We start from the raw sequence: 13,362 nt of genomic DNA, 5'->3' as shown, positions 1-13,362 counted from the left end.
CGCCGCGACCACCGGGTTCGGCAAGTCGCTCCGCGTCGACGACGAATGATGCCTCTCGGCGACGACGTGCAGGCCAACCGACCCCGCGCCCTGGGTACGCTCACCGGATGATTCGCGCACTCCGTCTGGGCGGCTCCGACCGGATCAGCCCCACGGCGCACTACACCGGCTATGTCTGGGTCCGCAACGGACTGTCGCACCCGGCGCTCGCGACCGGCGCTGGCAGGCTGTTCTGCCACGCCCTCGCGCCCGCCAACGCGACATCCGCCCGGCTCGGCCAGCCGCATCTGGAGCACTACCTCCTCGCCCGTCACACGGTGATCGACCACCTGCTCACCGAGGCCATCGAGCAAGGCCGCGTCGCGCAGGTGGTCGAGGTCGCGGCGGGACTGTCCGGCAGGGGCTTGCGGTTCACCCAGCGCTTCGGCGACGCCATCACCTACATCGAGGCGGACCTGCCCGGCATGGCCGAGCGCAAACGCCGCATGCTGCGCGCCACCGGTGAGCAAGCCGCCACCCACTGCGTCGAGGACGTCGACGCCATGCGGGACAGCGGGCCAGGCAGCCTCGCCGACCTCGCGAGCAACCTCGACCCGGCCAAGGGGCTCGCGATCATCACCGAGGGCCTGGTGAACTACTTCGACCAGGCCAGCGTCCAGACGATGTGGACCCGGTTCGCCAGCGTCCTGAGTGGCTTCTCCGCCGGGCTGTATCTCTCGGACATCCACCTCCGCGGCAACCAGGGGAGGCTGGACCGGGCGGCGGTCGCGGCGCTGTCGGCGTTCGTGCGCGGCCAAGTGCACCTGCACTTCACCGGCACGCAGGACGCCGAAACCGCGCTACGCAAGGCCGGGTTCGCCGAGGCAACGCTGCGTCGTCCGGACGCGTTCGCCGGGACACTGCCGCACTGCACCGGCCGCAGCGCACGAGCGAACCACATCATCGAGGCGTCCGTCGGCGGCTGACTGGCGACGGCGAGTCAATTCCCCTGGCCAAGCGGCGCTGTCTGACCAGTGGCGTACCACGTTGCGAGAAACCGATGGCATCGGAGCACCGCTCGACGGTATGAATGGAAACGTGCGCTGGATCGATTTCGAGGGTGCCGTCAACGTCCGGGACGTCGGCGGCATGCCCACCGCTGATGGCGGCAAGACCATCCCTGGCAGGCTGCTGCGCTCCGACAACCTGCAGGGCCTTACGCCGAACGACGTCGCCAAGTTCGTCGACGAGCACGGCCTGCGCACCGTCGTCGACCTGCGGACGACCAACGAGCTCACGCTCGAGGGGCCTGGCCCGCTCACCGAGGTCGCCACAGTCCGGCACACCCACCACTCGATGTTGCCCGAACGGGGCAACGCGACCGACGCCGCTGCCGACACGTTCGAGTCACGCCGGGAGCGGATCCTGGCGATGGCGCCGGACGACATCGTCTGTGGCATCTATCTCAGCTATCTCGCCGACCGGCCGGACAGCGTCGTGTCCGCGCTGCGCACGGTCGCTGCGTCCGATGGCGCCGCCGTGGTGCACTGCGCGGCGGGCAAAGACCGCACCGGCGTCGTCGTGGCGATGGCGCTCTCGGCGGTCGGTGTGCAGCCAGAGGCGATCGTGGCGGACTACGCGGCGACCAGCCAACGGATCGAGGCGATCCTGGACCGGCTCCGGTCGACACCGACCTACGCGGGTGATATCGACCGCCTGCCAGTTGACGCGCACACCCCGCGCGCGGAGACCATGACGGCGTTCCTCGAGCACCTGGACACCGAGCACGGCGGCGTCACGGAGTGGCTCGCCGAGCATGGGTTCGGCGGGACCGACGTCGACCGGCTGCGATACCGGCTGCTCGCGGACTGACCCGGCACGGACTGACGGAACAGCGGGACGGCGGGAACAAACCCCCGCTGCCCCACGTTGACACCTAAGCTGCGGAAGGACCGCGGCCGCGACGACGCGGCCAGCGGTCATGGCGCGGGGCCTACCTGGGTACCCGCACAACTGGCTAATCAGACTCTCACCAGGCGCGAGGATCACGCGATCCCGCATGCCCAGCCCAGACGTCGAGACAAAAGGAGGTGGCGCGAGGTGAGGCGAGACGGAATGGACTGGCGGCATCGCGCCGCCTGCCGCGACGAGGACCCGGAAGTATTCTTCCCGGTGACCGACATGGGGCCGGGCGCGAAGCAGGTCGACGAGGCCAAGAGCGTCTGCGCACGATGCCCGGTACGCGAACAGTGCCTGCGGTTCGCCCTGGACAACGGGCTGAACTACGGCATCTTCGGCGGCATGACCGAACAGGAACGGGCCGACCTGGTGCGCCGCAGCGCCCACGCGGCCTGATCTCGGCTGCCCGAGCGCTCAGCCCGGGCAGCCGCAGCCGGGCGGCTTGACGCCTCAGTGGCACCGGCCCGGTTCGCTCGTTACCCCCGGCCCGCGTCGGCGTGCGGATGCACCACCCGCCACACGAGCTCGGGCACCACGTGCCGCTCATCCGGCGGCAGTCCGTCGAGGAAGTGCCGCGACTGCTCGCGGCTGCGGCGGATCAGCTCCTCGCCATGCGAGAGATCGACCGGCACGACGTCCAGCGGGCACAGCGGCGGCAGCACCACCAGCTCGATCGACTCCGGCACCAGCTGGATGTCGTGCACCAGCCGTTGCTGGACCAGCACGTTCAACGACTGCAGTGCGACGCCGATGGCCCCGCGCGGCGGCTTGTCGAGCGTGCACGCGTAGCCGGTGGGCAGCACGTAGATCTTCCGCGCGCCGAGTGCGATGGCGTGCGAGAGCGGTGTGTTGTTGGTGACGCCACCGTCGACGAGCACGCGGCCGTCCCTGCGCACCGGCGGGAACACCCCGGGCAGCGCCGCGCTGGCGAGCACCGCGCTGGTCACCGGCCCCGACGACAGCCGCAGCTCCGCACCGCTGAGCAGGTCCGTCGCGATGACGTGCAGTGGAATGCGCGCGTCGCCGAGGTCGTCGAACTCGATCCACTTCTCGATCAGCCCACGCAGCTTGTCCGATGAGACGACGTGGTCCCGGCAGCCGAGCGCACCGAGCAACGCTGTCAGCGGGTTGAACGGAAAGACATCGTCGGTCTCCAACCCGGTCCACACCTCGGCGAGCCGGTCAGCGGTGGCCGGTGTCGCGGGCTGACAGGCGAGGAACGCGCCGTTGAGCGCGCCAGCCGACGCCGCCGCGATCAGGTCGGGGGCGATCTCGCGCTCGTAGAGCGCCTGCAGCATGCCCACCTGAATCGCGCCGAGGCTGCCGCCCCCGGAGAGCACGAACGCCACTCCCGCGTCACCGGGATTCGCGTCGGTCATACGGACTCCCTTCGTTCACCACATTGGATTATTCCCGCTGACCTGGGTGAACCGCATTGCGACGCCGTTCACCCCATGATCAAGAACCAAACCGCACACTTCCGGCCAATCCGGAACCCCGCATGGTCCGAATCACTCGTGCTGGCTACACAGTCGACACGAAGGGTTAGCCATGTCTCTGCTATCTCGAACCAGGATCGCCGCGGTGTCCGTCGCCGCGGGCCTGCTCGTCACGGCCTGCGGGGGAGCCGCCGCGACGAACAACACGACCAACGCCGGGGGCGTAACCAACGTCGTCAACGCGCAGCAGGCGGAGGTGACCGCCGAGGAACTGAGAATCACGCTCGAGCGTCAGCTCGGCCAGCACGCCCTGCTCGCCATCGAGGCGATGCGTGCCGGTGTCGCAGGGCAGGAGCACTTCGACGCCGCCGCTGGCGCGCTCGGCAAGAACACCGACGACCTGACCGAGTCGATCCGGCTGGTCTATGGCGACGAGGGCGCCGAGAAGTTCAATGAGCTGTGGACCAACCACATCGGCTTCTTCGTCGACTACACCGTCGGCCTCGCCGAGGGCGACAAGGACAAGCAGCAGAAGGCCAAGAAGCGGCTCGACCAGTACCGGCAGGACTTCGGCGCGTTCCTTGAGGGCGCCACCGAGGGCGAGCTGCCGCAGAACGCCGTCGCCGACCTGCTGCAGGCTCACGTCGACCAGCTGATCGGCCAGGTTGAGGCCTACAACGACGAGGACTACGAGAAGGCGGCGAGCACCACCCGTGAGGCCTACGCCCACATGTTCGCCACCGCCAAGGGCCTCGCCAACGCCATAGTGTCCACTCAGGACGGTTTCGAGGGCTCGGTCGAAGGCCAAGCCGTGGACCTGCGTTCCAGCCTCGGCCAGTTGCTCGGTGAGCACGCCCAGGTCGCCATGCAGGCGATGCGGGCTGGCGTGTCCGGCCAGGATGACTTCGAGGCCATCGCCGGCGCGCTGAACGAGAACACCAAGGACCTGACCGCCGCGATCTCCAGCGTGTTCGGTGAGGAAGGCGGCCAGGCCTTCATGAAGATGTGGGCCGACCACATCGACTTCTTCGTCCAGTACACCGTTGGTCTCGCCGAAGGTGACCAGCAGAAGCAGGATGATGCCCTGAAGCGGCTCGAGCAGTACCAGCAGGACTTCTCGAACTTCCTTGACACCGCCTCCGACGGCAGCATTCCGGCCGACGTCGTCGCCAAGGGCCTGCAGGCCCACGTCGACCAGCTGACCTCGCAGGTCAAGCAGTTCAATGACGGTGACTTCGAGGGCGCGTTCAGCAGCGCCGACGAGGCGTACAACCACATGTACGACACCGCGAAGGCACTGTCCGCGGGCATCGTGGCCTTCATGGGTGGCGAGATGCCGTCCGGTGGCGTCGAGACCGGCGCTGGCGGCACCGCCAAGTGAGCTTCTCCCACGTGAGACTCACTGCCGCGCACCGCGCGGTGTGATCCGACCGGGTGGGGCCTGGCCACACGGCTAGGTCCCACCCTTCCACTCGAGGAGTGACTCATGGCGCGCAGGCATCGCATCCTCGCACCGATCATCGGGCTCCTGCTGCTGCTCGCGGGCTGCGGCGATGACGCAGGCTCCGCGACTGACCAGCGAGCAGGCGGCGACAGCCCGGCAGGCACGGCCGCGCCGGCGGGTCCCGGCCTCGACGCGGTGAAGTCTTACCGGTCGTTGCGCACTCCCGACAAGGTCCCAGAGCCGGCAGCCATCTCCATCCCCGCCATCGACATCGACGGGAAGCTGACCAAGACCGGTCTCAACAAGGACCGCACGCTCGAGGTTCCCGAGTTCGGCGACATGAGCTGGTTCGCCAAGGGCTCAGCGCCTGGCGAGCCGGGACCGGCCGCGATCCTCGGTCACGTCGACACCAAGTCCGGTCCCGACGTCTTCTACCGGCTGCGCGAGATGTCGGCGGGCGACACCATCACCGTTACCGCCAAGGGCGGGAAGAAGTTCGTCTTCGTCGTCGACCGCATCGAGCAGCACGCGAAGAAGAAGTTCCCCACCGAGAAGGTGTGGCTACCGACCGCCAAGCCGGAGCTGCGGCTGATCACCTGTGGTGGCGAGTTCGACCGGTCGCGCGACAGCTACCGCGACAACATCATCGTCTTCGCGTCACTGCGATAGCGGTGACGCACCCCAGCACGAGGAGTCAGTCATGCGCATCGCGATCCCCCTAGCCGCGGCGGCCATAGCCCTGTCCGCCTGCGGCATGTCGGAGCAGGCCGATGATGGCACCGAGCAGGCGCCGTCGCCGACCACAACGACCACAACGGCCCCCGCGTCGCCCACCGCGGCCCCCACGACCGAGCAGGACACGCGGACGGAAGAGACCACCGAGAAGCAGGACACGCCAGCCGCGGGCAAGGAAAAGGTGCGGATCGTCGACTTCACCTTCGAACCGGCCAACATCGCTGTCCCCGTTGGCACCACCGTGGTGTGGACGCAACTGGACCAGTCCACCCACACCGTCGACTTCGACGACGGTGAGAAGTCCGGCGACATGGCTAAGGGCGACACCTACAAGCGCACCTTCGACGAGCCGGGCAAGTACCCCTACGTCTGCTTCTACCACCCCCGTATGACGGGAACGGTCACCGTCACCGAGTGACGCCCGACGACGTCGTGCCACCCGCGGCACGCACAAACGGCGGGTGAGCGGTTCTGCCCCACCGCTCACCCGCCGCCGTCGCGTTCAGGTGCTAGCCACTACATACCAAGAAGACCGGAAGTAAGTCGACTGGCACACTCGCTTGACCTGCCAGTTCGACTTACTTCCGGTCGGATTGGTATCTACCGGCACAGTAGCTGGCTACTTACCACTTCCCTTGCCCTGTTCCTTGAACACGTACAGGCCACCGTTGCGGTCCGAGCCGTAGATCCACGGCTCGTCGTTGACCTTGTGCACGCCCCAGAAGTCGTGGGGCTCACCGCCGTTGCTCGCCAGGAACTCCTCCGAGTTGTCGAAGTAGCGCGCCACCTCGACCGGGTTGGCCGGGTCGGTGACGTCGAGCACCAGCATGCCGTCGCGGTACCAGGAGATGTACGCCTTCACGCGGCCGTCATCGGTGTTCTCGACGACCACGTTGTGCACCGAGTACGTGCCGAACATGTCGCAGCCGGGGATCGGCTCCGCCGACGCGCTGCACGCGGTGTCGAACGTCGACGCGAGCTGCGGGTTGGCCGGGTCCGAGTAGTCCCAGATCCGCACTCCGCCCCACGGCGAGCTCGGCACGTTGTTGGTGATCACGACAGCTGCCGCGCCCGCGTCGGCCGCGTTGAAGTTCTTCTCGCGGAACGTGCAGGCACCCCGACGGATGATCGCGATGTCGCCGGCGTCGATGGCCCCAGCGTTCAGGATCGCGTCGCCGTCACAGGCCCTGCCGATCCACACCGCCTCGCCGGTCATGGCGCCGACGTCGGCGAACTTCGGCTGGTCACCGGCCAGCTCCGAGGCCGGGAACGTGGTCCCTGACAGCGGACCGGAGTTCACCGTGATGCTGTCGGCGTCGACGGTGACGTTGTTGCCGGTCTGGCTGCCCTCGAACGTATCGCCCGCGTTGGTGGACGCCGCGGTGCCTGGCAGCGGCGTCGCCGGGTCACCCTCGCCGAAGGTCAGGTTCGTCGGCGGGCGCACGCCCCATGCGTTGAAGTCCTCCTCGGTCTCGACGACGATCGAGCCGTCGTCGCTCGGCCATGCCGCGTGGCTGTTGACCTCACCGTCGAGCGAGCCGTTCTCCGGGTCGAGCGCGACCGACACCAGTTGCGGGTTCGCGGGGTCGCTCATGTCGAGCCGGATCAGCCCGGCGTCCCAGTTGGACAGGTACGCCACGTCGCCGTCGGCGTTGAGGGTGATGTCGTGCAGGAAGCGGTTCTGCGAGTCGCCGAAGCCGCTGATCAGCCACAATGCCGCGTCGAGCACCCTGCCGACGTCCTCGGTCTCGTCACCGACGCCTGGATCGAAGACCTCTTCCGCGCCCCACGCGCTCGCTAGCTGCGGGTCGGTGGGGTCGGTGATGTCGTAGGTGCGGAAGTTGTCGAACGCCGACTCGGCCACGATGGACACATAGTCGTTGCCACCCTGGCTGAACAGCCACATGTTGTGCACACCGACGTCGCTGATGCCGCCGAAGAGGTCGTTGGAGATCGGATTGATCTCGTCGGCCCTGATCGAGGACAGGTGCATCGGGTTGGCCGGGTCGCTGACCTCGTACAGCTCAACGCCACCCGGACCACCGCCACAGGACTCGTTGGAGTGCACCAGGATCGTGCCGGAGTTGAGGGTGTCCACCTTCACGTCATTGGAGCGGCTGCCGGTCGGGGAGTCGATCACGGTGACGAACGATGGGTCATTGGGGTTCTTGACGTTCCATACCCAGACGCCAGCGCCCTCTTCGCCGCCGCACGGGCTGTTGAACGTGCCGGTGTAGGAGTAGCCTTCGTGGGTCCAGACGTCGGTCGTCGCGTTCGCGTCGAGCCGCTCGCCCCTGCCGCGCAGCGCCAGGTTCTTGACCCGCTTGCCCGATGGCCCGTCGCTGACGACGCCATCGCTGTCAAACTCCGCGAGCGGCGCGCTCGGATCGCGCGCCCCGTCCTCGTAGTGGGTGTGGCCCTCGTGGCCGTCGTCGACGGTGCCACCGAGCCCCAGATCGGGATGGTCATCCGACGCGTAACTCACCGCACTGGTGGAACTAACGACCAGCGCGGCAGCGGCTATCGAGACGATAGTCCTGCGCTTCATCTACTTCCTCCTCCCGCGGCAAGAGGGTCTCGCTCCCGCCGTCGACGTCGACTCCCCACGGAACAGTCGTCAATCGTGTGTGCTATGTCACGCATCTCACACAAATGGAGCAACTGCTCGCATTCGCGAAATCGCGTAATGACCCTCGCACGCTGCGGATTTCACCAGGCGTGCGCGATCCGTCATCGTTCGTGACACTGGAACCGGGGCCTGCTCGGTGGAAGGAGGCACCGTGCGTCCGGTTCGGCTCGCGCTCGCGGGCGACACCATGCTGGGCCGAGGTGTGGCCGACCGGCTGCATGAAGTCGGGCCACACGGGCTGATCGCGCCCGAGGTCAGGGCGGTCATGGCCGAGGCCGACCTTGTGGTGCTCAACCTGGAGTGCTGCGTCTCCGAGCGCGGCGCCCGATGGGACCCCGGCCGCAAGCCGTTCCACTTCCGCGCGCCACCCCGTGCCATCGAGACGCTAGCCTGGCTCGGCGTCGACTGCGTGACCTTGGCCAACAACCACGCGCTCGACTACGGCGTGAAGGCGCTCACCGACACCATCACGCACCTCGAAACGGGCGGTATCCGCTGGGTGGGCGCCGGACCCGACGCCGAGGCGGCGCGCGAGGGTGCCGTGTTGCACGCCCGCGGCCGGCGGATCGCCGTGCTCGGCGTGGCCGATCACCCCAGCGACTTCGCGGCGGGCGTCGACCGCCCCGGCATCGCCTACGCCGACCTGCGGACCGGCGCGACGGACTGGCTCATCGCCCGGGTCCGCTCACTCGCCACCACGAACGACATCGTGCTGGTCACGCCGCACTGGGGTCCGAACATGATGTCGTCCCCGATCCGCCACGTGCGCCGCGCGGCTCGGACGTTGCTGGACGCTGGCGCGACGCTCATCGCGGGGCACTCCGCGCACGTCGTGCACGGCGTCACCGAGCGGGTGCTCTACGACCTCGGCGACTTCATCGACGACTACGTGGTCGATCCGGTGCTGCGCAACGACCTGAGCCTGTTGTTCCTGGTCGACATCGGCGCCGACGGCCCGATGCGCCTCGAGGCGTGTCCACTCACGCTGGAACCGGCCTACACGCGACTGGCGCGCGGCCTCGACGTCCGCTGGCTGCGGAGCCGGTTCACCTCGGCCTGCCGCGAGCTCGGGACGTCCGTGGCCTGGCACGACGGCCGGTTGGTTGTGGAGTGGGAGTGAGCAGCCAGCCCGATTGGGGCCGCACCGGCGCTAGACCCGCACCTCGCCACCGGCGACCTGGGCCGGGTACTCGTCGTAGAACGGCACGTACCCGTCGCCGGGCCCGGCGAGCACGTAGAGCGGGTCGCTGACCTGCGCGGTGTCGTAGCCCTGGTCACGGAGGTCGACCTTGCGGCTCTTGAACGTCGAGGTCTGCTCCACCTCGTCGATCAGCCGCACGAACAGCGGCACCGCGTAGCCGGGCAAGTGTTCGAGGAGGTGCTTCGCCAGCGCCGCGCCGTCGAACCGCGCGCCATCCGCGAGCTTGATCGCGGCCATGCCCGCTTTGCCGTCGGTGCCGGGCACCGGGACGCCGTAGACGACGGCCTGCTCGACGTCCGGGTGCTCCGCGATGGCCGCCTCGACTTCGGTCGTCGCGACGTTCTCGCCTTTCCAGCGGAACGTGTCGCCCAGCCGGTCGGCGAACGAGACGTGGTTGAAGCCCTGCTTGCGCACCAGGTCGCCGGTGTTGAACCAGCAATCGCCGGATTTGAAGGCGTCCCTGAGCAGCTTGCGCTCGGTGGCTTCGGCGTCGGTGTAGCCGTCGAACGGCGCCCGGTTCGTCACCTTCGTGACCAGCAAGCCGACGTCACCGGTGCTGACCTTGCGCAGCTTGCCCTTGGCGTCGCGGGCCGGCTCCTCGGTGACCGGGTCGTACTCGACGATCGCGAACGGCAGCGGGCACATGCCAGCCGTGCGGTCGATGTTGAGCGCGTTGACGAACGCGACGTTGCACTCGCTCGCGCCGTAGAACTCGGCGATCCGCTCGATGCCGAAACGCTCGGTGAACTCACCCCACAGCTCCGGCCGCAGCCCGTTGCCGACGACGACCCGCACCTGGTGCTGCTTCTCGGCCTCGCGCACCGGCTGGTTGAGCAGGTAGCGGCACAGCTCGCCGATGTAGCAGAACGCGGTGGAGCGGGTGCGCACGACGTCGTCCCAGAACCGGGTCGCGGAGAACGACTTGCCGAGCGCCAGCGTCGCGCCAGCCGCGAGCACCGAGGACAGCGAGACCGTGAGCGCGTTGTTGTGGTACAGCGGCAGACAGCAGTACAGCGTGTCGTCCGTGCGCAACCGGACGCCGAGCCCGCCGAGTCCGGTCATGCTCTTGAGCCAGCGCAGGTGCGACATCGCACTGGCCTTCGGCATCCCGGTGGTACCCGACGTGAAGATGTAGAACGCCGTCTGGTTCGCGGTGATCTCCGCGCACTGCGGCGGGTTCGCCTCGCTGGCGTCAGCGGCGAGTTCGTCGAGGTCCTGGTGACCGGACAGCCGGTCAGCCTGGTTCGCCAGCCCGATGACCTTGCCCTTGACCTCACCGTCCGGCAGCGAGTCGAGTGCTTCGCGGCATTCCGATCCGACCACGAAGACCGTGCTGTCCAAGAGTTTTTGGCTGTGGTTGAGAACGTCGCCGCGCTGGTTGTAGTTGAGCATGCCAGCGACCGCGCCGAGCTTGACCGCCGCGAGTGCGACCAGCATCGTTTCCGGCCGGTTCGACGCGAGCACGCCGACGACGGAGCCGTGGCCGACGCCATGCTCAGCGAAGACGTCCGCGTACCGGTTCACCCGCGCGTTGGCCTCGCCGTAGGTGATCTCGGTGTCGCCGAACCGCAGGAACGGTCGCTCCGGGTGCTTGGCAGCCGCGTCCTGGAAGACGCGACCGAGCGAGGCCTTGCTGCCCGACCGCGTCGTCGCGAGACCGAGCGCGCCACGGGCCATCTTCGGCATATCGGGCGCGAGCTTCGGCAACGACCGAATGACGTCGGTGAACCGGACCCTGCGCACCACATCTCGCTCTGACGTCTCCATGGACGGCCACCTTACTGGCGAGTAGCCATGGGAGCGCAAGTGTGAGTTCGTTCATCCAGGTCAATCCGAATGCATGGTTGTGGGTTTTCGCGCGAGTTCCGTCGGGTTTTTCGTGACCAACGGCACAAGACAGCGCCACCCCGGCGATCACACAGTGCGCCCGAGATCTGGCCTGTCGATGGTGCCATTCGCGGGCATGTCGTGTTGACGTATCGAATGTGTGTTCGAGATACTGTGGTGGTGACCACCTTCGTACCCATCCACAGTTTCTCGGGGAGTCTGCTCGTTCCTGAGGACTGCGCGTCGCCGCCCTCGGACTGTCTGTTCGTTCCCGAGGAGTTGGCCGAGCACGAGTGGCTGAAGATGCGTCATGAGATCGAGCGGTTGGGCGATGACGACGCGGTCCGCGCGTTGACGGTGGCCCGGCGGGTGCGGGCGCGGGCGGACTCGCTGGAGGCCCGCGCGCTCGCGCGGCTGCACGAGCTGCGGGACGGCTCGCGCTATGTGGCCGAGGAAGCCGCCCTGGAACTGCGGGTTTCACGCCAAGTGGCGCAACGACGTCTCGATCGGGCCCGCAACCTGGTGGAGCGGCTGCCGCGCACGTTGGCGGCGATGCACGACGGCGAATACGAGGCCTACACGGCCAGCAAGATCGTCGACGTCACCGAAAATCTCGACGCCGACAAGGCCCGCGAGGTCGACGCTCGCCTCGACGACAAAGTCCGCGACGGATGCTTCGCGCCGGGTGATGCCAGCCAGATCCGACGCGCCGCCCGCGAACTCGCGCAGAAGATCGACCCCGACGGCTACACCGCCCGCGCCCGCCGCGCGCGGGCGGGCCGCAAAGTAGAGCTGGTCGCGGGCGAGGACGCCATGGCCACGCTGTACATGGACCTGCCAGCCGAGGTCGCCGCCAGTGCGTATGCGCGCATCGACCACGACGCCCGCCGCCTGCGCAACGCCGGAGACGACCGCACCCTCGAACAACTCCGCGCCGACATCGCCGCGGCACTCCTGCTCGCCCAGAACGGCCGCAGCGCTACCACCGGCAGCGGCACCGAAAGCGGCAATGGCACCGGTGTGGGGGCGCTGGTGTATCTCCACATGCCCATCGACACCGCTCTGACCATGAGCGATCACGGTGCCGACCTCTCTGGCTACGGTCCGATCCCGGGTCCGCTCGCCCGCGAGATCGCCACCAACCCCGGCTCGATCTGGCGCAAGGTCCTCACCGACCCCGGCAGCGGCGTGCCCCACGACATCAGCCGCCGCCGACGCCCCACTCAAGCGATGCGCGAACTCATCGCCGCCCGCGACCGCGAGTGCCCCTACTGCCACCGCCCGGCGCAGCGCTGCGACATCGACCACCTCAGCGACTGGCACACCGGTGGCGAAACCAGCGCCCGCAACAGCGGCCCGAAATGCGAACCCCACCACTACCTCAAAGACGAGCCCGGGTGGCGGCTCGACCACGACCCGGCGACGCAGACCGCGACCATCACCAGCCCCACCGGCCGCACCTACACCAAGAAAAACCACCCCATCAACAAGCCGAAGCCGAAACCGGGAGCAGCACCGAAGCCAGACCCGGCAGCGAACGAGCCGGTTCCAGAACCGAACATCTCCGTACCCGAGCAACGACAACCCACCGAAACATCATCCGACCTGAGCGCGCCACCCGATGACGAGCCACCGTTCTAGACAGCGCGCGGCACCGCCGCACGTCTGTTCACGATGCGCGCCGCCCGTCTGTAGGCGGACAATGACGCCGCGCCATGCAGCGAAAGACACCATCGCTGCACTGTCGCGACATCGTCGCGGCACGTAGGACTCGCGGTGCCTTCCGGTGCCACGCGGCCCGCCGTGCCCGGCACCACGCAGTCAACCGCACACCGAACAGAACCAAGGCACACCGAACAGCACCGAGGAGGACATCCACCATGGCCGACCACACCTACCGCGTCAGCGAGATCGTCGGCTCGTCCAGCGAAAGCCTGGACGACGCCATCCGGGGCGGCATTCGTCGCGCGTCGCAGACATTGCGCGGACTCGACTGGTTCGAGGTCACCGAGATCAGGGGGCACATCGCCGACGGCGACGTCGGACACTTCCAGGTGGGAATGAAGGTCGGCTTCCGGCTCGAAGAACCCGAGTAACGTCGTGCAGCAGTCGCGCTGGGCAACAGCGCAGCGTGCCCGAGCGGCGCCCA

At 68.1% G+C, this 13,362-nt stretch carries 12 protein-coding genes; 9 read left to right on the top strand and 3 right to left on the bottom strand.

Annotated features, from left to right (window positions below):
• Nucleotides 1-107: 107 nt before the first annotated feature.
• The 3 genes from AMYHA_RS04240 to AMYHA_RS04230 all read left to right on the top strand — a co-directional run bounded on the left by AMYHA_RS04240 (nt 108) and on the right by AMYHA_RS04230 (nt 2,334).
• Nucleotides 108-965 carry a class I SAM-dependent methyltransferase gene (locus AMYHA_RS04240; protein ID WP_034268161.1) on the top strand — a complete coding sequence of 286 codons (858 nt, stop codon included), beginning with the start codon at nt 108-110 and terminating at the stop codon, nt 963-965.
• Nucleotides 966-1,077: 112 nt separating this feature from the next.
• Nucleotides 1,078-1,851 (top strand): tyrosine-protein phosphatase, encoded by a 774-nt coding sequence (locus AMYHA_RS04235; RefSeq protein WP_034275760.1) that lies wholly within the window; start codon nt 1,078-1,080, stop codon nt 1,849-1,851.
• A gap of 243 nt (nt 1,852-2,094) precedes the next feature.
• On the top strand, nt 2,095-2,334 hold the full coding sequence (locus tag AMYHA_RS04230; protein WP_034268158.1) for a WhiB family transcriptional regulator: 240 nt from the start codon (nt 2,095-2,097) through the stop codon (nt 2,332-2,334).
• An 80-nt stretch (nt 2,335-2,414) separates the two neighbouring features.
• Here the strand turns inward: AMYHA_RS04230 and AMYHA_RS04225 are convergent, their stop codons facing one another.
• Nucleotides 2,415-3,317 (bottom strand): patatin-like phospholipase family protein, encoded by a 903-nt coding sequence (locus AMYHA_RS04225; RefSeq protein ID WP_084036798.1) that lies wholly within the window; start codon nt 3,315-3,317, stop codon nt 2,415-2,417.
• Nucleotides 3,318-3,489: 172 nt separating this feature from the next.
• Here AMYHA_RS04225 and AMYHA_RS04220 point away from each other — a divergent pair, with 172 nt between their 5' ends.
• From AMYHA_RS04220 to AMYHA_RS25515, 3 genes are all read left to right on the top strand, one after another.
• Nucleotides 3,490-4,758: a copper amine oxidase gene (locus tag AMYHA_RS04220; RefSeq protein WP_157361797.1), complete on the top strand. Its 1,269-nt coding sequence runs from the start codon at nt 3,490-3,492 to the stop codon at nt 4,756-4,758.
• Nucleotides 4,759-4,863: 105 nt separating this feature from the next.
• Nucleotides 4,864-5,490, top strand: coding sequence for a class F sortase (locus AMYHA_RS04215; RefSeq protein ID WP_034268155.1), 627 nt, complete (start codon nt 4,864-4,866; stop codon nt 5,488-5,490).
• Between the two features lie 31 nt (nt 5,491-5,521).
• A complete protein-coding gene (locus AMYHA_RS25515; RefSeq protein WP_051399528.1) occupies nt 5,522-5,974 on the top strand; it encodes a cupredoxin domain-containing protein in 453 nt (150 codons plus the stop codon).
• A 201-nt stretch (nt 5,975-6,175) separates the two neighbouring features.
• Here AMYHA_RS25515 and AMYHA_RS27780 read toward each other — a convergent pair whose 3' ends face one another.
• Complete coding sequence (locus AMYHA_RS27780) at nt 6,176-8,104, bottom strand: LVIVD repeat-containing protein (protein ID WP_034268152.1); 1,929 nt, start codon at nt 8,102-8,104, stop codon at nt 6,176-6,178.
• Nucleotides 8,105-8,336: 232 nt separating this feature from the next.
• On the opposite strand from AMYHA_RS27780, the gene AMYHA_RS04200 reads away from it, so the two are divergent.
• Nucleotides 8,337-9,305 carry a CapA family protein gene (locus AMYHA_RS04200; RefSeq protein ID WP_196776830.1) on the top strand — a complete coding sequence of 323 codons (969 nt, stop codon included), beginning with the start codon at nt 8,337-8,339 and terminating at the stop codon, nt 9,303-9,305.
• Between the two features lie 30 nt (nt 9,306-9,335).
• On the opposite strand, the gene AMYHA_RS04195 is transcribed toward AMYHA_RS04200, so the two are convergent.
• Nucleotides 9,336-11,153, bottom strand: coding sequence for a long-chain-acyl-CoA synthetase (locus AMYHA_RS04195; protein ID WP_034268149.1), 1,818 nt, complete (start codon nt 11,151-11,153; stop codon nt 9,336-9,338).
• A 240-nt stretch (nt 11,154-11,393) separates the two neighbouring features.
• On the opposite strand from AMYHA_RS04195, the gene AMYHA_RS04190 reads away from it, so the two are divergent.
• The gene (locus tag AMYHA_RS04190) at nt 11,394-12,854 is read left to right on the top strand and encodes an HNH endonuclease (protein WP_169732896.1); all 1,461 of its coding nucleotides are present in this window, start codon (nt 11,394-11,396) and stop codon (nt 12,852-12,854) included.
• A gap of 239 nt (nt 12,855-13,093) precedes the next feature.
• The gene (locus tag AMYHA_RS04185) at nt 13,094-13,309 is read left to right on the top strand and encodes a dodecin (RefSeq protein ID WP_034268147.1); all 216 of its coding nucleotides are present in this window, start codon (nt 13,094-13,096) and stop codon (nt 13,307-13,309) included.
• Nucleotides 13,310-13,362 lie beyond the last annotated feature (53 nt).

It is taken from the genome of Haloechinothrix halophila YIM 93223, from assembly GCF_000504245.1.
GTDB lineage: Bacteria > Actinomycetota > Actinomycetes > Mycobacteriales > Pseudonocardiaceae > Haloechinothrix_A > Haloechinothrix_A halophila.
This window is presented reverse-complemented; position numbering and strand designations above follow the sequence as displayed.